This window comes from Allosphingosinicella sp., from assembly GCF_046295735.1.
GTDB lineage: Bacteria > Pseudomonadota > Alphaproteobacteria > Sphingomonadales > Sphingomonadaceae > Allosphingosinicella.
On the sequence record NZ_JBKBMQ010000009.1, the window covers coordinates 45704 to 66334 of the forward strand.

General features: G+C 65.9%; 24 protein-coding genes. 17 read left to right on the forward strand and 7 right to left on the reverse strand.

Going from position 1 to position 20631, the window contains the following annotated elements:
* The first annotated feature begins 59 nt into the window (after positions 1–59).
* From ACK4K7_RS09880 to lepA, 4 genes are all read left to right on the forward strand, one after another.
* Positions 60–1301 carry a pilus assembly protein TadG-related protein gene (locus ACK4K7_RS09880; protein WP_431865630.1) on the forward strand — a complete coding sequence of 414 codons (1242 nt, stop codon included), beginning with the start codon at positions 60–62 and terminating at the stop codon, positions 1299–1301.
* Positions 1298–1774: a TadE/TadG family type IV pilus assembly protein gene (locus ACK4K7_RS09885; RefSeq protein ID WP_431865632.1), complete on the forward strand. Its 477-nt coding sequence runs from the start codon at positions 1298–1300 to the stop codon at positions 1772–1774. Before ACK4K7_RS09880 ends, ACK4K7_RS09885 begins: the two co-directional genes overlap by 4 nt.
* Complete coding sequence (locus tag ACK4K7_RS09890) at positions 1771–2478, forward strand: TadE/TadG family type IV pilus assembly protein (RefSeq protein ID WP_431865633.1); 708 nt, start codon at positions 1771–1773, stop codon at positions 2476–2478. Before ACK4K7_RS09885 ends, ACK4K7_RS09890 begins: the two co-directional genes overlap by 4 nt.
* 128 nt (positions 2479–2606) lie before the next feature.
* A complete protein-coding gene (gene lepA, locus ACK4K7_RS09895; protein WP_431865635.1) occupies positions 2607–4427 on the forward strand; it encodes a translation elongation factor 4 in 1821 nt (606 codons plus the stop codon).
* Between the two features lie 177 nt (positions 4428–4604).
* Here the strand turns inward: lepA and ACK4K7_RS09900 are convergent, their stop codons facing one another.
* On the reverse strand, positions 4605–4787 hold the full coding sequence (locus tag ACK4K7_RS09900; RefSeq protein ID WP_431865637.1) for a Flp family type IVb pilin: 183 nt from the start codon (positions 4785–4787) through the stop codon (positions 4605–4607).
* Between the two features lie 127 nt (positions 4788–4914).
* On the opposite strand from ACK4K7_RS09900, the gene ACK4K7_RS09905 reads away from it, so the two are divergent.
* Positions 4915–5106: a hypothetical protein gene (locus ACK4K7_RS09905; RefSeq protein WP_431865639.1), complete on the forward strand. Its 192-nt coding sequence runs from the start codon at positions 4915–4917 to the stop codon at positions 5104–5106.
* A 14-nt stretch (positions 5107–5120) separates the two neighbouring features.
* Complete coding sequence (locus ACK4K7_RS09910) at positions 5121–5288, forward strand: hypothetical protein (protein WP_431865640.1); 168 nt, start codon at positions 5121–5123, stop codon at positions 5286–5288.
* 144 nt (positions 5289–5432) lie between these two features.
* On the opposite strand, the gene ACK4K7_RS09915 is transcribed toward ACK4K7_RS09910, so the two are convergent.
* Positions 5433–5855 (reverse strand): SDR family NAD(P)-dependent oxidoreductase, encoded by a 423-nt coding sequence (locus ACK4K7_RS09915; protein WP_431865642.1) that lies wholly within the window; start codon positions 5853–5855, stop codon positions 5433–5435.
* Between the two features lie 46 nt (positions 5856–5901).
* Here ACK4K7_RS09915 and ACK4K7_RS09920 point away from each other — a divergent pair, with 46 nt between their 5' ends.
* Positions 5902–6558, forward strand: a complete 657-nt coding sequence (locus ACK4K7_RS09920; protein WP_431865643.1) for a TetR/AcrR family transcriptional regulator — start codon at positions 5902–5904, stop codon at positions 6556–6558.
* A gap of 98 nt (positions 6559–6656) precedes the next feature.
* Entirely contained in the window at positions 6657–7538 is an 882-nt protein-coding gene (locus ACK4K7_RS09925) for an MBL fold metallo-hydrolase (RefSeq protein WP_431865644.1), read from the forward strand.
* A gap of 453 nt (positions 7539–7991) precedes the next feature.
* Here ACK4K7_RS09925 and ACK4K7_RS09930 read toward each other — a convergent pair whose 3' ends face one another.
* Positions 7992–8879 (reverse strand): LysR family transcriptional regulator, encoded by an 888-nt coding sequence (locus ACK4K7_RS09930; protein ID WP_431865645.1) that lies wholly within the window; start codon positions 8877–8879, stop codon positions 7992–7994.
* Between the two features lie 35 nt (positions 8880–8914).
* On the opposite strand from ACK4K7_RS09930, the gene ACK4K7_RS09935 reads away from it, so the two are divergent.
* The 3 genes from ACK4K7_RS09935 to ACK4K7_RS09945 are packed head-to-tail and all read left to right on the forward strand — an operon-like array spanning position 8915 to position 11960.
* Complete coding sequence (locus tag ACK4K7_RS09935) at positions 8915–9829, forward strand: SDR family NAD(P)-dependent oxidoreductase (RefSeq protein ID WP_431865647.1); 915 nt, start codon at positions 8915–8917, stop codon at positions 9827–9829.
* On the forward strand, positions 9826–10977 hold the full coding sequence (locus ACK4K7_RS09940) for a Vgb family protein (protein ID WP_431865648.1): 1152 nt from the start codon (positions 9826–9828) through the stop codon (positions 10975–10977). Before ACK4K7_RS09935 ends, ACK4K7_RS09940 begins: the two co-directional genes overlap by 4 nt.
* Positions 10974–11960 carry an aldo/keto reductase gene (locus ACK4K7_RS09945; protein WP_431865650.1) on the forward strand — a complete coding sequence of 329 codons (987 nt, stop codon included), beginning with the start codon at positions 10974–10976 and terminating at the stop codon, positions 11958–11960. The genes ACK4K7_RS09940 and ACK4K7_RS09945 overlap by 4 nt, the downstream gene beginning before the upstream one ends.
* A 571-nt stretch (positions 11961–12531) precedes the next feature.
* Here ACK4K7_RS09945 and ACK4K7_RS09950 read toward each other — a convergent pair.
* Together ACK4K7_RS09950 and ACK4K7_RS09955 are read right to left on the reverse strand one after the other, a co-directional pair.
* The gene (locus ACK4K7_RS09950; RefSeq protein WP_431865651.1) at positions 12532–12891 is read right to left on the reverse strand and encodes a VOC family protein; all 360 of its coding nucleotides are present in this window, start codon (positions 12889–12891) and stop codon (positions 12532–12534) included.
* Positions 12892–13132: 241 nt separating this feature from the next.
* Positions 13133–14131, reverse strand: a complete 999-nt coding sequence (locus ACK4K7_RS09955; RefSeq protein WP_431865652.1) for an alcohol dehydrogenase catalytic domain-containing protein — start codon at positions 14129–14131, stop codon at positions 13133–13135.
* 351 nt (positions 14132–14482) lie between these two features.
* Between ACK4K7_RS09955 and ACK4K7_RS09960 the strand changes: the two genes are divergently transcribed.
* Together ACK4K7_RS09960 and ACK4K7_RS09965 are read left to right on the forward strand one after the other, a co-directional pair.
* Positions 14483–15022 (forward strand): helix-turn-helix domain-containing protein, encoded by a 540-nt coding sequence (locus ACK4K7_RS09960; RefSeq protein WP_431865654.1) that lies wholly within the window; start codon positions 14483–14485, stop codon positions 15020–15022.
* The gene (locus ACK4K7_RS09965) at positions 15019–15912 is read left to right on the forward strand and encodes a helix-turn-helix domain-containing protein (protein ID WP_431865656.1); all 894 of its coding nucleotides are present in this window, start codon (positions 15019–15021) and stop codon (positions 15910–15912) included. Before ACK4K7_RS09960 ends, ACK4K7_RS09965 begins: the two co-directional genes overlap by 4 nt.
* Before the next feature lie 413 nt (positions 15913–16325).
* On the opposite strand, the gene ACK4K7_RS09970 is transcribed toward ACK4K7_RS09965, so the two are convergent.
* Positions 16326–17033 carry a LysR family transcriptional regulator gene (locus tag ACK4K7_RS09970; protein WP_431865658.1) on the reverse strand — a complete coding sequence of 236 codons (708 nt, stop codon included), beginning with the start codon at positions 17031–17033 and terminating at the stop codon, positions 16326–16328.
* Between the two features lie 66 nt (positions 17034–17099).
* Between ACK4K7_RS09970 and ACK4K7_RS09975 the strand changes: the two genes are divergently transcribed.
* Genes ACK4K7_RS09975 through ACK4K7_RS09990 form a run of 4 tightly spaced genes read left to right on the forward strand, consistent with a single transcriptional unit; the run spans position 17100 to position 20205 of the window.
* A complete protein-coding gene (locus ACK4K7_RS09975) occupies positions 17100–18035 on the forward strand; it encodes an MBL fold metallo-hydrolase (RefSeq protein WP_431865659.1) in 936 nt (311 codons plus the stop codon).
* Between the two features lie 12 nt (positions 18036–18047).
* Entirely contained in the window at positions 18048–18791 is a 744-nt protein-coding gene (locus tag ACK4K7_RS09980) for an SDR family oxidoreductase (protein WP_431865660.1), read from the forward strand.
* 12 nt (positions 18792–18803) lie between these two features.
* Positions 18804–19502 (forward strand): SDR family oxidoreductase, encoded by a 699-nt coding sequence (locus ACK4K7_RS09985; protein WP_431865662.1) that lies wholly within the window; start codon positions 18804–18806, stop codon positions 19500–19502.
* 16 nt (positions 19503–19518) lie between these two features.
* A complete protein-coding gene (locus ACK4K7_RS09990; RefSeq protein ID WP_431865663.1) occupies positions 19519–20205 on the forward strand; it encodes an NADPH-dependent F420 reductase in 687 nt (228 codons plus the stop codon).
* Between the two features lie 172 nt (positions 20206–20377).
* On the opposite strand, the gene ACK4K7_RS09995 is transcribed toward ACK4K7_RS09990, so the two are convergent.
* A complete protein-coding gene (locus tag ACK4K7_RS09995; RefSeq protein WP_431865664.1) occupies positions 20378–20629 on the reverse strand; it encodes a hypothetical protein in 252 nt (83 codons plus the stop codon).
* Positions 20630–20631 lie beyond the last annotated feature (2 nt).

Consider the following 20631-nt stretch of genomic DNA (forward strand, 5'->3'; position numbering starts at 1 on the left):
CGATCAACACATTCTGCCGTAATCCGCAGGCGGGGAGTGTATCGAAGGGACGTGATCCGATGCGGAACTTGCGCCTGATCAAGGCTTTGCGGCGGGACGAAAAGGGCAATGTCGCCCTGATCGTCGCCGCCGCCTTGCCGATGCTGCTCGGATCGGCGGGTTTGGCGGTCGACACGCTCCAGCTCAGCATCGCCAAGCGCCAGCTGCAGCGCGCCGCCGATAGCGGCGCGCTCGCCGCCGCTTACGCGATGTCGCAGGACGCCGACGCGGAAACCGCGGTGGTGCGCGACCTCACCCATCACGCCACTCTCGAAATCACGGGCGATCCGGCGGTGGACGAAAACCCGGCCGCTGGGCGCTATGCCGGCGATCCGAGCGTGGTGGTGGTGCGCCTCGAAACGGTGCGGGCCGCGCCGTTTATGAGCTTCTTCACCCGCACCGATCCGCTGCTGGTCGCCGAGGCGGCGGCGCGGGTCGACGGCACCGGCACCTTCTGCGTTGTCTCGCTCTACGGAGGCACCGAGACCGGGATCGACATCAACGGCAATGCCAATGTGACGCTGGGCTGCGGCATGGCGACCAATTCACGCGGCGCCGAGGCCGTGACGGCGGGCGGCAGCTCGCAGGTGACTGCCAACCCGGTGATGGCAATGGGCACCATCCCGGCCAGCTCGCGCTACACGGCCGGAACCCAGATCATCTCTCACTCGGTGCAGCAGACCGATCCGCTGGAGCGGATCCCGGATCCGCCACCCAACTTCTGTTCGACCCCGCTGGGAGCGATGACCCAGAAGTCGAACGACCCCGAAATTACCTACTCGCCCGGCTGCTATTCCGGGATCGACATCAAGGGCGCGGTCAAGCTCCAGCCCGGCATTTATTATGTGAACGGGGGCGACGTCGATTTCGGCTCCCAGGCCGAAGTCTCCGGCACCGGCGTCACGATCGTGATGACCGGTCCGAACGGCCAGGCCGGTGACATCAAGCTGAACGGGGGTGCCAAGGTCAGCCTGACCGCCCCTGAAACCGGCTCCCATCATGGAGTGGTCTTGTACCGGGACCGTCGCGCCTCGAACATCAATGTGAAGTTCAACGGCGGGGGTACCTTCAACATGCGCGGCGCACTCTATCTACCGACCACCGATCTCGAACTCCTCGGCAATTTCGATCTCAACGCCGCGTGTCTGCAGATCGTCGGCAATAAGCTCTCCTTCAAGGGCACGGCCAACCTCCAGAACAATTGCCCGGCGAACAGCGGCTCGTCCGCCTTCCGCGGCACCCGCATCAGGCTGCTGCGATGAGGATCGGGGCGGCCCGGCTGCGCGCGCTCGGCGGGGACGAGCGCGGCGTCTCGGTGGTGGAGCTGGGGCTCTGCCTGCCGGTGCTCGCCATCATCCTCACCGGCATGCTCGATCTGTCGATGTTCCTTTCGTCCAAGATGCGGGCCGAACAGGCCGCCTTCCGCGCCATCGAGATCTTCCAGGTCGCCGCCACCCCGCCGGACGACGCGGTGATGAAGGACCAGGCGGCGAAGGCCGCCGGCGTCGAGCCGAGCGCGATCACCATCACGCGCGCGCTCCATTGCGACGGCAAGGCGAAGGCCGCCTCGGTAACGGTCTGCCCGGCGAACGAGACGATGGAGCGCTATCTCACCGTCCAGGTCACCGCGACCCACAGCCCCGCCTTTCCCGCCCGCTTCGCCAAGCTTTTCGCCAATGTGAAGCCGGACGGCACGATCGCCGTCACCGGCGAAGCCACCGTGAGGACGCAATGATGCGCCGCTGCCCTTCGATCCTGCGCGACGCGCGGGGCGCCACCGTCGTCGAATTCGCGCTCGCCTTCCCGGTGCTGATCGCGATGATCCTGGGCATCTGGCAGGTCGGCCAGCTCTTCTACGCCAATGCGGGCCTGCAGAGCGCGCTGGCCGACGGCGCCCGCTTCGCCACCACCTTCCCGCAGCCGAGCGAGCAGGAGATCAGCGACCGCATCCTCGAGCCGCGCTGGGGGATCGATCCGGACCGGGTGGTGTCGCTGGACGTCGATTTCGGACGCGACAGCGACATTCCCTTCGCCCAGATCGACCTCGAATATCAGCAGCCGCTCAACTTCCTGTTCTTCGAGGCGCCGCCGGTGACGCTGACCCACAGCCGCCGCGCCTTCATGTACGACGTCGAGGCCGCGCCGTCCGGATCGAGCGGCGGCACCTCCGCGGGCGGCACCAGCTCGGCGAGCGGCGGCACGACCAGCAGCACCGGCGGCAGCACGAGCACCAGCAGCACGAGCACGAGCACGAGCAGCACCAGCACCAGCACCAGCACCGGCAGCACGAGCAGCGGGAACGGCAACGGGAACGGCAACGGGAATGGTAACGGGAACGGCAGCAGTTCCACGTCCAGCACCAGCTCGACGTCCAGCACCAGCTCCACTTCCAGCTCCAGCGGCGGCAAGGGCAAGGGCAAGAAAGCCGCGCACGACTGAGCCGGCCCCTCCATTCCCCTCCCTGCGCGCAGGGAGGGGAGAGGAAGGGGAGGGCGCCGCGCGGCCCGCTTGGCGCTTGGGGCACCCTCTGCTAGTGCGCCCCCGCACGCCCTCACAAAAAGCCCGAAATGACCGACCTTTCCCGCATCCGCAATTTCTCCATCATCGCCCATATCGATCACGGCAAGTCGACGCTCGCCGACCGCCTGATCCAGCGCACCGGCGGCCTCACCGAGCGGGAGATGACCCACGGCCAGGTGCTCGACAATATGGAGATCGAGCAGGAGCGCGGCATCACCATCAAGGCGCAGACCGTCCGGCTCGACTATACCGCCAGCGACGGCAAGCCGTACGTCCTCAACCTGATGGACACGCCGGGCCATGTCGACTTCGCCTATGAGGTCTCGCGCAGCCTCGCCGCCTGCGAGGGCGCGCTGCTGGTCGTCGACGCGGCGCAGGGCGTGGAGGCGCAGACGCTCGCCAACGTCTACCAGTCGATCGAGCACGACCATGAGATCGTGCCCGTCATCAACAAGATCGACCTGCCCGCCGCCGAGCCGGAAAAGGTGAAGGCGGAGATCGAGGACATTATCGGCCTGCCCGCCGAGGACGCCGTGCTCGCGTCCGCCAAGTCCGGCATCGGCATCGACGAGGTGCTCGAGGCGATCGTCGCCCGCATCCCCCCGCCCAAGGGCGACCGCGACGCGCCGCTCAAGGCCATGCTGGTCGATTCATGGTACGACCCCTATCTCGGCGTCGTCATCCTGGTGCGCGTCATCGACGGCGTCATCAGGAAGGGCCAGCAGGTGAAGTTCATGCAGGCCGGCACCGTCCACCTGGTCGACCGGGTCGGCTGCATGCGCCCCAAGATCGAGCAATTGCCGGAGCTCGGCCCCGGCGAGATCGGCTTCATCACCGCCCAGATCAAGGAAGTGGCGCAGACCCGCGTCGGCGACACCATCACCGACGCGAAGAGGCCCGCCGCCGCGCCGCTCCCCGGCTTCAAGGAAGTGCAGCCGGTCGTCTTCTGCGGCCTGTTCCCGACCGACGCCGCCGAGTTCGAGAAGCTGCGCGAAAGCCTCGCCAAGCTGCGCCTCAACGACGCGAGCTTCAGCTTCGAGATGGAGACCAGCGCGGCGCTCGGCTTCGGCTTCCGCTGCGGCTTCCTGGGCCTCCTCCACCTCGAGATCATCCAGGAGCGGCTGACCCGCGAATATGATCTCGATCTCATCACCACCGCGCCGAGCGTCGTCTACAAGATCCACCTCTCCCATTCGAAGAACGAGGAGGCGCACACGATCGAGCTTCACAACCCGGCCGACATGCCCGATCCCAACCAGATCGACAGCATCGAGGAGCCGTGGATCGAGGCAACCATCTACGTGCCCGACGAATATCTGGGCCCGATCCTGAAGCTGTGCCAGGACCGGCGCGGCATCCAGAAGAACCTCACTTATGTCGGCGGCCGCGCCCAGGTGGTCTACGAGCTGCCCCTGAACGAGGTGGTGTTCGATTTCTACGACCGGCTGAAGAGCATCTCGCGCGGCTATGCGAGCTTCGACTATCACCAGATCGGCCACCGCGAGGGCGACCTCGTCAAGATGAACATCCTCGTCAACAACGAGCCGGTCGACGCCTTGTCGATGATCGTCCACCGCGCCGCCGCCGAGGCGCGCGGCCGCCACATGTGCGAACGCCTCAAGGACCTCATCCCGCGGCACCTGTTCAAGATCCCGATCCAGGCCGCGATCGGCGGCAAGGTGATCGCCCGCGAGACGATCGCGGCCTTGAGGAAGGACGTGACCGCCAAATGCTATGGCGGCGACATCTCGCGCAAAAGGAAGCTGCTGGAGAAGCAGAAAGAGGGCAAGAAGAGGATGCGGGAGTACGGGTCGGTGAGCATCCCGCAGGAGGCCTTCATCGCGGCGCTGAGGATGGGGGAAGAGTAGCCGCCCGGCGCCAGCGCCGCCGGCCTGAAAGGCCGCCGAAGCAGGCGCCGGAGACGGCGCACGCCGGCCGGCGGGGCGGCTGGCCTCAGCCAGCCGAACCCGTCCGACTTGCGACGCGGCTTTGCCGCGGCGCACGGGATCGTCACCCCGGACGGGCGGCACTCCCCCGCCGCGCGCCTAGCGCCGCATCGCCCGCTCGATGGTCTCGAACACGGTCGCGAGGTTGAGCCCCAGCATCTGGAAGGCGATGATGCAGGCGATCGCGATCAGCGCGGCGATCAGCCCATATTCGATCGCGGTCGCCCCGGCCTGGTCGCGAAGCACCGCGCGCGCGCGGCGCGGCAAAGTGAAAGCGTTCATGATGTCCCCCTCGGGAGGCAGCCTAGGTCCCGCGCCTTGCCCATCGGTTAAGAAGGCGCGCGGGCTCCCCCCATGCTTGAGGGTTGCCGCCGCACCCGCCGCTGTTAGCCTTTCCGCCGGCCGCGACATGGCCGAAGAGGGGGAGGCAGTGATGACGGACGGCAAGCCGATCGAACTCACCGAAAAGGAAATCCGCCAGGTCAGCGGCGGCGACGGCGACGGCACCGGCTTCATCGGCACCGGCACCCGCCAGGACGACAGCGGCGGCGCCATGGGCAGCGGCGCGCGGAGCGGCGGAACCATGGGCAGCGGAAACTAGCAGGGGGCGCGGCGATGGCACGGACGGACAGCAAGCCGATCGAACTCACCGAAAAGGAAATCCGCCACGTGACCGGCGGCGACGGCACCGGCATGATGGGCGGCGGCACCCGCCAGGACGACGGCACCGGCTTCGGCGGCGGCGGCACCCGCACCGGCGGCGGAATGGGGAGCGGGAATTAGGGGCTGGTTAGTCGCGCCTCGCGTTCCGGTCGTACAAGGTGATTACCCTCAATCGGGCGGGCCTTTGGACCTAACTCTCAGAGGCCAGTGATGGTTCAGAGCAAACGCCTGAGAATAGCTAGGCGGAACTAGAGGTTCGGAGAACTAGACCACCTTTTCGGTTTCGATGAAATGCCTGAGAATGGGTAGAAGCTCATTCCGCACTGCATATGCCTCGGTTCTGTCAACCACTTGATAGGGGTTGTGCGCCACCCCATTCATCAATGGCTTCCTCTTCTTGGCGTCGGCAAGACTGCCCGCGTTGACGAGCAGGATGTCGACCTGTCCCAATCGATCGCGCGCCGCTTCGAAGAGCTGCTCCAGACCGGCCATCGATGTTGAGTCGGCAGACACTCCCGTTGCCCGTTCTCCAAGTCGGCCGACCGCAACATCTACGTTCTCGGCACTACGGCCCGAAATGAGCACTTGTGCTCCCTCGGCCAGATACCGCTCGGCGGCGGCCAGGCCCAGACCGGTAGTTCCGCCTGTGATGACGGCGCGCTTTCCTTCAAGGCGGTGATGTGACATCTGAGGATCCTTTCTTGACTGATCGGTAAAGGTGAGTTACCGACGCTTGACCGATCAGTCAACTACCGGAAAGCAAACCTCGTCGATGCCTCGACCCACCAGCTTTGACCGCGACCCCGTGCTGGACACTGTGATGCACACATTCTGGACATATGGGTTCGAGGCGACCTCGCTCGATCGGCTGGAGCGAGCGACCGGTCTGAGGCGACAGAGCTTGTACAACGCATTCGGCGACAAGGAGGCGATGTTCACCGCCGCACTCGACCGCTACCGCGCGCAGGTCGGTGGGCCGCTGCGCATGCTGCTCGACAGCGACGATCCCCAAGCAGCCGTTCGCGCCTACCTCGATGGGCATCTGAGGATGCTCAACGATCCCTGCACGCCCGCCGGGTGTCTGATCGCCGGGTGCTCGAGCGAGCTTGGTCTGCGTGACGATGCGGTAGGACAGCGGATGCGGGCCGAGACCGCCGGGGGGGTGGAGGCGGTTGCTGGAGTGTTCAGCGCGTGGAAGTCCGCCGGCAAGCTGTCCGTCGAAGCCGATCCCGACCAGCTTGCGGCGCTGCTCGCTGCGATCGTTCGCGGGCTTGCTGTGCTCGCTCGGGCCAGCCCCGACCGCGATGTGATCGCGCACGCAGTTGACGGCGCGGTCGCGGCGCTCAGTCCTTTCCTCACGCAAACGCCCGAACCTGAGGGGTCCAGCTGATGAACTTACGAAACCGCATGCTTTTGCTCGCTCTGATCCTCGGACTTCCCGCTGCTGCCCAGCCGAGCACGTCGGCTCCTGCCACAACACAGCCGTCTGTGGCCCGGATCAGCATCGGCACCTATGCCTCGCAGCCCGCACTCGTCGACTCGGTCAACACGCACTGGATCGAGACGCCGTCCGGTATCATCGTCATCGACACACAACGGATCGTTCCCGAGGCGATGCGCGCGATCGGGCACATCCGGGCGGTCGGAAAGCCAGTCCTGGCGATCTTTGTCACCCATCCGCACACCGACCACTATGGCGGGCTCCCGCTCTTTCGCGAGGCTTTCCCCAGCGCGACGGTCTATGCGTCGGCCGACACGATCCGCTCGATGCGCGAGGACAGTAAAGGTTACAACGCAGCGCGCCGACAGCGCCATGGCGAGATATTCGTCACGCAGCAACAAATCGCGGACTCGCTTCCAAACGCCGTGCTCCGCGACGGGCAGGAGCTTGATATCGGCGGCGTGATGCTAAGTATCGCCGAGCTTCGGGGCAGCGAGGCAGAAGTCACGACCTTGCTCCACATCCCCGAAGCCAATGCCTTGTTCGTCGGCGACTTAGTGAACGATGGATATGTTCCGGTGCCGTTCGAAAGCACCAGCGCATGGCTGCGCCAGCTCGACACGATCAGCGCCGGCTACTCTGGCATGACCACGGTTTACATGGGCCACGGTCGACCCGGCCCGCTGCGCGAGCGCGTTGCCGCCCAGCGGGCTTATCTGAGCGATCTCCTCACGTCCGTGCGCGCAAGGATCGGCGATGGCAGTCTTTCGAAGGCCGACGCGGAGCAGGTTTCGGTCGAAATCGAGCGGCTCTGGCCGTTCTGGCATGGAGTGGGCGGGCAGCCGAGGCAGGAGGTGATTCGCTTCGTCGCCGGCCTCATTGCCAAGCAGGAAGGAGCGACGGTCGAGGGACAGGCACAGTTCAGATGACCGCAGAAGACGACGCCCTGCAACACCTCTTTTTAACCAATCAGCTTCCGAGCCGAAGGCCAGCTCCCCGCCCAGCCTTTGCTCCACCTAAGTTCAGTGGTGCCATAGCGCGGCGCAGGTCGGTTGGTGGCGCTAAGTGGCGGTTTGATAGTAGTGCAAAGGGCGAACATATTCGGTATGATTGTCTGGTGCGGGGTGCCGTTTCCGTTCCGTCGCCCTAACCTTGCCCGGTGCAGATCGGAAGAAGGCCCGCTGCTGTAAGCCTTCGCAGACGAGCTAATGTCGTTCCGCCGTGAGGGTGACCGATTGGTGCATGCCCGAGCGCCCGGCCGACAACGCGTCACGCTCCGAAGACTTTGCGGGCTATTGTTGTAGACGCGCTGGATTCAAAATCCAGTTCCGAAAGGAGTGCCGGTTCGACCGCGGCCACCAGCACCAGACTTTGAGGCTAGATCAAGCACCCTGAAGGACGGTGATGAGCGCGCGAAGAGCGGCGGGGGTGTGTCGTCGGCTCGGATAGTACAGGAAGAACCCCGGAAAGGGCGGACACCAGTCCTTGAGCACCTGAACAAGCCGTCCGTCCTCAATGTACGGCGCCAGAATACCCGCCCCTGTAAAAGCCAACCCTACCCCGTCGAGCGCTGCTTGGATCGACAACTCTGGGTCGTTCAGGATTGGGGCTCCGGCCGGCGCGACCTCGATAGCTATACCGTCCTTCTCCAACTCCCATCGGTAGAGAACGCCGCTAGTGGGTAAACGAAAACCGATGCACGGGTGGTGCCTGAGATCTTGCGGCGAGATGGGCTTGGGACGATCTTCGAAATAGGCCGGTGATCCGACGACAGCGAAGCGCTGATCCGGGCTCACGCGCACCGCAATCATATCGCGCTCTACCGCTTCGCCGAACCGAATGCCCGCGTCGTAGCGTCCATCGACGATGTTAACGACGCCGTCATCCACCGTCACTTCTAGGCGCACTTCGGGAAATTCCGCGGTGAAGCGCGCGAGCATGGGCGCAATGACGGTCGCTGCCGCAAGCCGCGGCACGTTGATCCGGACCGAGCCTGCCGGACGATCGCGAAAGCTGTTTACGCCATCGACGGCGGTCGCGACGTCCTCAAATGCGGGTAGAAGTCGTGCGTAGAGTTGCTCGCCTGCTTCAGTGAGGCTGACGCTGCGGGTCGTGCGGTTGAGCAGCCGCACGCCAAGCCGCTCCTCCAAGGCGCGAAGGGCGTGGCTGAGGGCCGATGCGGTGACCCCGAGTTCGGCCGCGGCCCGTCGAAAGCTGCCGAGACGCGCTACCGCCACGAAGGCGGAGAGGTCGGCGAGGTCGCGGCGCATTGATGAACCCTGCTCAGTAGTCCGTAGAACATAGAGTGGCTTATCCGCTGCGAAGCAAGGGGCCATTTGCCGTGTCGCAGCAGGAAAAGGCGAATCGAGAGCCCATGCAACACCAGCAATCTCAAGAGTTTCATGGCAAAACTGTCCTGGTGACCGGTGCCGGTAGCGGTATGGGCGAGGCCGCGGCCCGGCTATTCGCTGCCCGGGGGGCCTCCGTGGTATTGGCAGGGCGGCGATCACCAGAATTGGAGCGCGTGGCGGCTCAGATCTCCGCTGACGGAGGTGAGGCGCTGGCCGTGACCGCCGATGTATCGGACGAAGCGCATGTCCAATCGCTCGTGGCTCAAGCCGTCGCCCGCTTCGGCCGGCTAGATGCCGCATTCAACAACGCTGGCACTGAGGGCGCCTTCGCGCCGATCACCGAGCTGAGCGCAGCCGACTTTGACGCCACCATGGCCGTGAATCTTCGGGGCGTGTGGCTCTGCGCAAAATACGAGATCGAAGAGATGCTGCGGCTCGGAAACGGCGGCGCGATCGTCAACACCTCATCTTGGCTGGCTCATGGTGCCTTCCCCGGCTCGTCAATCTATTCGGCATCGAAGGCGGCGCTCGACGGCATGATCCGGGCGCTTGCCCAGGAAGTTGCGGACCAGGGTCTGAGGGTTAACAATGTAAACCCCGGCATCATCGACACGCCGATGCTCCGCCGGTTCGGCGACGACGCAGCCATGCGCCGTTTCATCGAGCACACGCCAGCGCGGCGGCTCGGAACTCCGGAAGATGTAGCGGAGGTGGTGGCCTGGCTGTGCTCGGACGGTGCGCACTTCATTACCGGCCAGAACATCCTCGTGGACGGCGGGTACGCGATCCCGGGGCACCGTGCTTGGACGGGGGGCGCGGTCTCGGCGAACGGCCGTGCGGCGGCGACCGGCGCGCCCTTGAAGCCATGAGACACCGCAATGTCGCGGCGCGTGATGGCGCAGGCCTGCTAACGCTCAGCTTAACCCTGATCGTAGCCCCCAGCGCGAGCGCGCAGCGGTTGCCCGATGGCTTTTCCCCGAAAAGCATCACCGCGTCTCGCGATGGCGCGCCCTTCGTCGGAAGCGCCGTCGAAGGTACGATCGTGAAAGTCCCTCCCGGAGCTGACGCAGCCCTGCCGCTCGTAATGGCGGGCACCGGCGGTTCGCCGCGCGACCGTCTCGCAGGTGAGCAGTACCTGCCGGAAGGTACGCGCTATCCGAACGGGATCGCCCGTGGGCGGGACGGGACGTTCTACATTGGGCAGGTGACCAGCGGGCGCGTACTGCGAAAGCGGGCCGGTCAGGACTGGGACGTGCTGTTTCCTGGATCAGCCGAGATTTATGCTGGCACTAGCCTGCGGCTCGACGAAACACGTGGCCTGCTCTGGGGTGCCTCACCCGATTTCCTGCCCGGGGCCGACGCGCGTCCGCACCGGATCTTCGCTCTCGATGTCCGGACGGGTGCTGTGCGGCAAACGCTCACCTTGCCGGAGGGCGGCTTCGGCAACGACCTCGCGTTGGCGCCCGACGGGACGCTCTACATCACCGACAGTCGGCTTGGCCGGGTCCTGCGCGTCCGGCCCGGCGCGCAAACCTTTGACGTGGTGGTGGAAGATCAGCGCCTGTCGCATGTTGACGGCATCGGGGCAGGCGGAATCGCGCGGGCCGCCGACGGTACGCTGGTTATCGGCAACTACGGCGCCGGCAACCTTTACGTGCTCGAAGGGCCCGAGACAGCGCGACCCAGCCTGCGCGCGCTTCCCTTGCCGCGCCCGCTGGAGAACCCTGACGGTATGGCCTTTGCGCCCGGCGGTGCGCTGATCGTCCTCGAGGGCGCCGTCACCAGCGGGGACGGCAAGGTGCTGCGGATCGCCGATCCGCTCGCGCCCGGGATGCGAACCCTTGAAACCCTGCTGTCGGGGCTGGAGTCGCCGGTCAACCTGACCCTCGCGCCGGATGGTCGCGCCTGGGTCACCGAGGCGCGCATCCGCCACCGCCTGATTGCCGGGCGCGAGCAGGATGTGCCGACCAGCTTCCGCGTCGTCGAACTCGACCTCGAAATAGGAGACCAACAATGAAGCGTCGCGCACTCGGCCGCTCCGGCCTGACCGTCTCCGCGCTCGGCCTCGGGTGCATGGGCATGAGCGAATTCTACGGCCCCTCCGACGACGCGCAGAACCTGCGCGTCCTCGACCGGGCGCTCGAACTGGGCATCGACTTTCTCGACACGGCTGACATGTACGGACCTTATATCAATGAGGAACTGCTGGGCCGCTTCGTCAAGGGCCGTCGCGATCGGCTCACGATTGCGACGAAGTTCGGCATCGTGCGGGCCGGCGACCCAGCGGTCCGGGGCGTCGACAATCGCCCCGAGTACATGCGGGCGAGCGTGGAAGGATCGCTCAAGCGCCTGGGGGTCGACACGATCGACCTCTATTATGTTCACCGGGTCGATCGCGAGGTGCCGATCGAGGATACGGTCGGTGCGATGGCCGACCTCGTGCGGGCCGGGAAGATCCGCGCCATCGGTCTGTCCGAGGTGTCCGGCGCGACCCTCCGGCGCGCGGCATCTGTTCATCCGATCGCGGCCGTCCAGAGCGAATACTCGCTGTGGTCGCGCGAGCCCGAGGATGCGGTTCTGCCTGCCTGCCGCGAACTCGGCATCGCCTTCGTAGCCTATTCGCCGCTAGGGCGTGGCATGCTGACTGGCGCACTCGGTGCGCCGGAAGCACTCGATCCGAACGACTTCCGCCGCTGCATTCCCCGCTTCCATTCCGACGCCTATGCCGCAAACCTGCCGCTGGTCGAGGTCGTGCGCGCTGTCGCTGACAAGGTTGGAGCGACACCAGCGCAGGTGGCGCTCGCGTGGCTGCTGAGCCGGGGCGACGGCGTCGTGCCGATTCCAGGGACGCGCCGGGTCCAGCGTCTTGACGAGAATGCGGGCGCGGTGGACCTGACTCTACCGGCGGATCAACTTGCCCGCCTCGACCTCGCCTTCCGTCCAGGCGTCGCTGCTGGGGAGCGCTCATCGCCCCAGGGCATGCTGCTTCTCAACGCTTGATTTGAAAGACCTCTGCAAGCCTGTTGCCGCAGCCAAACTTGTCTACCGACGAAACCGTGCAAAACACGCATCCCGGCCACCCGCACCATAAGCTTGATGCTTACTTTCGATCGGGAGCTGGTCCGAATTCTGGTTGCGGGAGAAATGCAGGTTCGAGTCCGACCCCGGGCAGCATCTCTTTCGGCAGTTTCGCAAGGAGTATCGGTTCGAGCGTGACCGCCCGCACCACCAAGTAACCGCGGCGGTGGCCTGGAGCAGCTCGAGCAGGTGGGTGCCGAGCGCTTCGGGGTCCTCTGGCGGATGCCTCCCGATCCAGTCGTAAAGGGCGTCGTTCTGCCGCTCCATCAATCGTCGGGCGAGCGCCTCGAGGAGTGCGAACTTGTCGCAGAAGTAGCGGTAGAGCGTAGGCGGCACTTCATCTCGTCCAGGCCCTCGATCAGCTGGAGGAAGGTGCCGTCGGGAGGGCGAAAGGCAAAGCTCCGAACACCGCGTCGTCGACGCGGAAGGCGAGCCGGTTAAGTCCAAGGCTGTTGAGCGACGCGTAGGCCGCTCCTTCGGGAGGCGGGTCCAGCTACTGGACGAGGTCGATGAGCACCGGCCCGTCCGTGCCCGGCGGCGCGAGATGGACGACCGTAAGATGGCCCCGCGGCAGACCGAAGGCGGCCGCGACGCCGTGGCTGTCCAGCACACCGATGCGGCGGACCACCTGAAGCCCGATCTTCTCGTAGAATGGCACCGAGCGCCCCAGGTCCGAGCAGCTGATCGTGACGTGGGAGAAGTCCCGGATCATCGCCGCTCTCCTGCTCCGCCCGCCGCGAGCGGCGATGGGAGGAGCGTGCAGAGGGTGGGCGGATCCATCGGTCTTGCCGTTATGGTCGGTCTCCACCAGGAAAGGCTTCATCCGCCGTTCGATGTGATCGTCGAAGTGCATCCTCGTCGGCCAGCGTTCGTAGGCGAAGAAGCTCAGGCCGTCCTGCCATTGCGAAATCTCGAAGATGTCAGGACCGTCCTCGCCTACCGCGGCGACGGCATAAGCCGCCAGCCGTCGCCGATACTCACCAGTCCGCTCCGTGATGGCGACCTGGCGTCAGGCGCCGGTCGGCCGCGCGGCACGGGTTGCGGTTACCCGAGAGGGATTGCTGCGGAATCAGCTCCGCTAATGGCGCGTGCCGTCAGGGCCTTGCGCACTGCGTCTCAGGTCGATGACCACGCGACCGCGGAGCTCGCCCCGCCCGCAGCGCACGCGAGGCTTTGATCGCATGCTCCAGCGCCACGATCGTGACGAGCAGCTCGAGAGCCGGTGCCGGGCTTCTGGTGAGCAGGCTCGCCCATCGCTCCCAGGCGTCAAGCCGGCGTGATCGTCCGGGCCCCACGGCATCGATGCCGACCAGCGTGAGACGGCGGTCGGTCAGGATGACGACATTGCCGGCCATTGTTGCACCGCTAACGTCGCCGATGACCGCCACTACGCCCGAGCGGCTGGTCGTGGCGATCAGGGCCGCGAGCACGTCTCCTCCCGGGCTGTCCACGGCGCCCGCCCATTGCTCGGAGCTGAGCACGGCGGGTGGCTGGAGCGTCTGGCGGGAGATAACGTCCGTCGCTCCGAGTGCGCGCAGGTAGCCTTCAAGGTGTGGACGTCCGGTGGCGGCGGTGACCGCGAAGCCTGCATCCTTCAGCGCGACGATGGCGAGCGAGCCGACGCCGCCGGCGGCGCCCGTGACGATCACGGGGCCGGCCTCGGGCGCAACGCCGTGATCCTTGAGCGCGATCACCGCCTGCATGGCCGCCAGTGCCGCGGTGCCGATGGCCATCGCGGACCTGGGGCTTATCCCCCGAGGCTGCGCGAGCAGCCAGGCGCCCGGCACCCGGGCGCGCTCGGCCCAACCACCGTGATGCGTGCGGCCCAGCCGGTGATCGGTGGCCAGCACCGCATCGCCCGGTCCCCAGCGCGCGTCCGGGGAGGCGAGCACAGTGCCGGCCAGGTCCATCCCGAGAATAACCCTGGGTACGTCCTGCTGAAGTAAACCCGAGGTTAGAAGCGCGTCACCGCGACCGATGGCGCTGAATTCGACAGCGACCACGACGCCCTCCTCGGTGAGATCATCCGCGGCCATCGCAAGCATGCGCGCGCCGCCGTCGCAATCGTGGCGAATGGCGCGGAAGGTAGGCATGATCAGACCTTCTCGGCACGACGAGGCGAGTCGTCGGACGTTCCGGCCGTCTGACCGCTCGGGTCTACGCTCTTGCCGAGCGTGATTCTGGTAACCGATTGCTGTCGTTCGAGACGGATTGCTCCGAAACAGCCGCTGCGGCCCATCCTTGGAAGTCATTCAGGAATAGTTGCGCTACAGTGCAAGCGCGACATGCGATGCGTTGACGCAAAGGGAGCTGACTGGGCTGAGAGACCGGGCGATGCACCGAGGGTGGAAGGACGCGGTTGTGAAGATAATCGGCGACGGTGGCCGAAGGGGCTGCAGCGCCGGTCGTTTGACGCTCTTTGAGCACGTTGAGGATCCGCGATCATGAGACATCAATGGATTGGCAGCTTCGGCAAGTTGCATGTCCAGCTGTTCGAGGATCCGCTGATCCGCGCATCGACGACGCGATTGTGGGACGAGGCGGCCAACGGCTCGCCCGAGGAGGCATTATTCGGAGATAGCGCTATTGAGACCATTATACTCGCCCTGCTGTCCATATCGGGAGAGCGGATCGATGGAGGCCGCGCGCGCGGCGGCTTGGCACCGCGGCAGGTCCGTCACGTCATGCGGTATCTCGATGAACGTCTTGCGGAGGACGTCACGCTCTCCGATCTGGCCACGCTCACGGGGTTAAGTACCTTCCACCTCTGCCGCACGGTTAAGAAGTCGACCGGCCTGCCGCCGCATCGGTGGCGGCATCAGCGCCGCATCGAGCGCGCGCGCGAGCTCCAAGAAGATACGAACCTGCCGATCACAGAGATGGCGGCGGCGGTCGGCTACGACGACCCCAGCCAACTCGCCGCGGCGTTCCGTAAGGCGCTGGGTGTGAGCCCCAGCAAGTACCGGCGAGAGCGCCTGTCGTGAGCATCCGCCTCAATGAGCTGGGCTACCGTAGTTATGCCGAGTTTTATCGCCATACCTATGGACAATCAATCGTCCAGACGGTCGAGTTTGCCCGCGGCGCCTTGCTTGAGTCGGCGCAGTCCGCAGGCGACTGGTCGGACGCTGCGACACCTGACCTGTCGTTCGCCTGGCTCGCGCGGGGAGACGCCCGGTTAAGTTGTGATCTCGGCGCGGGTCGGTTCAAGCAAACCATGCGGCGCGGCGATGTGGTCCTGACGTCCCCTGGGGCAGGTTCCTTTCTCGAGATCGCCGATCCTCATCTCGTCCGAATACTCGCCGTTCCGTACCAATCGTTGATCGCCCTCGCCAATTCAAACGACCTGCCATCAGACGGGTCCTTTGGCCGGCTACACGCCGGTCTTCTCCGCGAGCCGAACTTAATTCGCTTGCTCGAAATGCTCTGGGCTGAGGCCGTCGGAAGCGAACCCCACTGTGCGCTATCTACGGACGGCCTGTTGCTGCAGATCGCAGCTGTGCTGCTTCGTTCGCGCGATCGGACAGACGTAGTGGTGGCGCGTGGCGGCCTGGCCCCTTGGCAGGTCAAGCGAGCGGCCGAGTATATGGCTGATCGACTCGCCGAGGACGTCAGCCTCGATGACCTATCGCGCCTGCTCGGCCTGTCTACTTTCCACCTCTGCCGCGCGTTCAAACAGTCCACTGGTCTGCCGCCGCACCGCTGGCGCCATCAGCGCCGGATCGAGCGCGCCCGGGAGCTACTGGAGGAAACGGAGCTGCCGATCACGGAAGTGGCGGCGGCGGTCGGTTACGACGACCCGAGCCAGCTCGCGGCGGCGTTCCGCAAGGCGCTCGGCGTCAGCCCGAGCCAGTACCGGCGGGAGCGGCGCAGCTGAGCCGATTGCAGCAATCTGCCTCGGATCAGCGCAACCGATTGCGAGATGAAAAGACGGCCGGCGCGTAGAGCAGGAGAGCACCTAGCCTTCAAGGATCTCGGCCCATGCTCGATGAAAGGACGGCCGTCTCCGAGTTTCGCCACCGGGTGGCCAAAGATTTTGCGCTCATCATCGCCGTTTTGTCCCGGCGTCGCCGCCAGATGCACGTTCTCAGCTCCGGCGAAATCCTGGACGAGGCGATCGACGCGGTGGGCAGCCTTTCGCTTCTTTATCGGCAGCTTCACGAGCGTTCATGCAACGACGATCTCGTTGACGTCGGCCGGCACCTTGCGCGCATCGAGTCGCGCATGGACACTGGCTACCTGTCGGGGTTCGGGATCGCGCTCTATGTTAAGGCTCCTGCGGCGCTCGTCCTATCGTCGCTGGCCCATGACCTTGCTTTGATCGTGCTTGAGCTCGTCACGAAGGCCGCGCGGCACAGCGAGGCGCGGCGCGTCGGTGTCGAGCTTTCCACGCAGGGCGAACGCTGGAACTGCTCGGTCCCGGACGGCGGAATCGGGCTGGGCATCGTAGAGCACCGAGAAGCCATCACGATGAAGCAGCCGGATACGGTGCCGTCGCTCCACGCCGCTGGTCGGGGTCGCCGAAAGCGCAAGGTCGGCGTCACCGGAGTCGAGGCGGCCGAGAAGCGTTCGGAAGTCGGATGGAAGTACGACGAGGCGGATGCTGGGCGCCTCGGTCTCGAGCCGCTCGCGAAACCGCGGCACGAGCACGAACTCCAGTTCGTCGGGTGCCGCGAACCGGATGATCGCCTGCGCCGTCGCGGGATCGAAGGTGCGATGACCCCGCACCGCGATCTCGATCGAGCTAAGCGCCAGCTCCAGTTCGGACCAAAGCGCGGGGGATCGCGGCGTCGGTTCCATTCCCGTGCCCGCGCGCACGAAGAGCGGGTCGCCGAGCGTGTCGCGCAAACGTGTGAGCGCCACGCTGACTGCGGATGGTCCAATGAATAGACGACCTGAGGCACGGCTGACACTCCGCTCGCGCATCAGCGCCGAGAACACCAGGAGCAGGTTAAGATCCAGGCGCCGAAGCTCAATTTCGCTGAATTCATCCTTCATGAGGACCAACTTGGATGAAGCCGCCCGAGAATTTCACCTTCCAACCGTCAACAAAGGAGGCCCGCCATGTACCGCCGCAATCTTCTCCTCTCCGCCGTAGCGGCGCTGCTGGTGAGCACCATCGCCCCTGTGGGCCCCGCGCTCGCACAGTCGGGCGATCGGACCGGCCTGTACACCTACCCGGGTCCGGGCACCGTCAACACGCACTGGATCGAGACACCTGGCGGCGGGCTCGTGGTCATCGACGTGCAGCGCGACCTGGCACACGCCCGTGAGGCGCTCGCCGCCGCCAGGGCCACCGGCAAGCCGGTGCGCGCGATCCTTGTTACCCACGGCCACCCCGATCACTACGTGGGTCTGGGTGTCTTCAAAGAGGCGTTCCCGAACGCGGTGATCTGGTCGTCGGAGACGACGTCCGAGACGATCCGCACCGACCCGTACGGCTTCAACAAGCTTGTCCAGGAGTTCGACCCGGCGAACGCCCCGACGGTGTTCACGCTGCCTGATCGCACCTTTGGTGGCGACACGACCCTGGAGATCGACGGGCTGCAGATCGTCGCCCGCGAGATGGGCAAAGCGGAAGCGAACTCCGGCACAGCGTATTACGTGCCATCGACCGGCGACCTCTACGTGGGGGACCTCGTACTCAATCGCCTGCACGCGCTCTTCGGCGAATCGTCGACGAGCGAGTGGCTGACGGCCCTCGACCGGCTCGACATTCTATTCCCGAACGCCCGCGTCGTGCACCCCGGCCACGGCGCGTCGGGACCGAAGGAGCGCCTGCTCGCAGACCAGCGCGACTACATCGTGACGACCCGCCGTCTGGCTCTCGCCGAGTATGTGCGAGCGGGCGACACGCCGGCCGCAAAGGCGGCTGCGAACAGGGCGATCATCGCACGCTTTCCCTACGAAAACCCGGCCGGCCTGCGCGACATCGTCGCCATCAGCGTCGACGGGCTCTTCGCCGAGTTCGCCAAGCCCGCGCTCGCGCCGGTCAAGTGAGGGGGGCTCGCCATGAACGACCATCCCTTCTCGCTCGCCGGCCAGACCGTGCTCGTGGTCGGCGCCTCCTCGGGCATCGGCGCTGCCACGTCGGCGCTCGCCAATCGCCTTGGCGCCCGCGTGATCCTCTCTAGCCGCTCTGCCGACGCGCTCGCCAAGGTGCAGGCCGAACTCGACCACCCAGCTGAGGCGGACGTGGTCGCGTTCGACTACCGCGACGTGGAGGCCGTACGCTTAGCACTCTCGCCGTTCGAGCGGATCGATCATGTCGTGATCCCGGCGGTCGCCGACGAGAACAAGAAGCGCGGCGCCTTCCTTGAGCTCGACGATGCCACGATGCGCGCGAGCTTCGATAAATTCTGGGGGCAAGTGAACGTGCTGCGCGCGGCCGTCCCGAAGATGCCCGCGGGCGGCTCGGCGACGCTCTTCGCCAGCATCGCGGGGCTGAAGCCCACCGGCAAGGACGCGGGCCTGTCAGTGATGAACGGCGTGCAGGCCGCCGTCATCCAGACGGGACGCTCGCTCGCGGTCGAGCTGGCACCCGTACGCGTCAACGTGATCGCGCCAGGTGTGGTGCTAACCAATGTCTGGAATGATGTAGAGCGCGCCAATCTCGCGGATTGGATGGAGCGCACGCTCCCTGCGCGCCGCGCCGGACTTCCGGAGGATCTCGCGAAGGCCGCTGTGTCTTTGATTGCGAACCCCTACGTCACCGGCGCCGTGCTGACAGTCGACGGCGGCCTCCACCTCGTTTGAGGGAGATAGGCAATGACAAACCTCACGACTCAGAAGGTGCTGATCCTCGGCGGCTCGGGTGCGATGGGCTCCGCGGTCGCGAGACTCGTCGCAGCGGCGGGCGGCGACACGATCATCGTCGGGCGCGACGAGGCGAAGCTCGCCGGTGCCGCCGTCGGGCTCGGCTCCCGTGCCCGTGCGCTGGTCGGCGACTTCGCAATAGAGGCGGAGGCGGCGCGTATCTACGCACTCGCCGGGCGGGTAGACCATGTCGTCGTCGCGTTGTCGACGGGCGGTAGCCGGGCGTCTTCCATTCCAGGCACCGATCTGGCCGGCTTCAAGAGCGCGCACGCGAGGTTATGGGCCTCATACAACGCGTTGCACCTCGCGCAGCGCTTCGTTGCGCCGGGCGGCTCCATTGTGCTGGTGTCGGGATCAAGCGGGCGACGCCCCACCCACGGCTTCGGCGTCTGGACGACGCTTCACGGCGGCATTGAGGCGCTTGCGCGCGCCGCCGCGGTCGAACTCGCGCCCATTCGCGTCAACGTCGTCTCGCCGGGCGGGATCGGGATGCGACCCGACCGTCAACTCGCCGCCCATGCTGGCACCCCTGAAGACGTCGCCACGGCCATTCTGGCGCTCATCACCAACCCTGCGGTCACGAACGCGGTGCTCGACGTCGACGGCGGCGAGCGGCTCGGCCGCTGGTCGGGCGGCGCTCGTGCCGCCTGACAGAAGGAGCACTCAGATGAAGATCGGGATTATCGGTTCGGGCAACATGGGTCGTGCGCTGGGGGTTCGCTTGGCCGCAGTCGGTCACGACGTCATGTTCGGCGCGCGCCGGCCCGAGCAGTCGCAGGCGGCGGTCGAGCGCGTCAGCGGCGGCGCACAGGCGGGCAGCAACGATGAAGCGGCCGCGTTTGGTGAGGTGCTCGTCTGGACGATGCGCGAGCCCGATCCGGCCGCTGTGCTTGCCAATCCTGCGCTGCTCGACGGCAAGGTCGTCATCGAGATCAACAACCGCGACTACGCCAACGAGGCTCGTGCCGGAGTCTGGTTCGAGAAGGCAATCGCGGAGCGGCTGCAGGACAACGCGCCGGCGGCGCGGGTCGTGAAGGCGTTCAATACGATTGCGATGGAGAGCTTCGACACCACTCCCGAGGCGCTTCGGGAGTCGAGCGCTCAGACCTTTGTCGCCGGTGGGGATGGCGATGCGAAGGCGGCGGTCGCCAAGCTCGCCGGAGATCTTGGATTCCAAGCGGTCGACGTCGGGTCCGGCCCGGCGGCATTCCGTGGGGTCGAGGCGCTCGGGGATGTCATCCGCATCATCATGATTGATGCAGGTCGCGGTGGGCGGGCTCACCTGAGCCTTAACACCCTACCTGAGCCTAACCTTCAATCTGTAGGTGCCCGCGAGGCGTCCACTTACAGGTGATTTGATCGGCGAAGATGCTTGCAGCCATAGTCATAAGACAACGATGCGGGGAACCTGCGTAAGCGCAGCGGATCCAGAGTCCGCCGTAGCAATACGTTTCGGTTCGAGCCCGACCGCCCGCACCACCTGATATAGCGGCCGTAATGCGCTTTCGCGATCAGGTTGTGCTCGGCTACTGGACCGGCCACGCGCTGGCCAGATCGACGGAGAGGCCGAGTACCGCGACCGCGAGCGCTTCAGGCCACGAGGTGTATATGCCGTCCGCGAGCAGCGCCATCGAGCCGAACAGGGTGCCCGCAACGATCTCGGCGAGCATGGTGACGCCGGTCAGCACCACCACCAGCCAGACGCCGCGGCTGTTCCGGTCATGATCGGCGGGTAAGAAGTCGTGGCTGTGGACGTGACGCTCGAAGTCGTGGACCATCC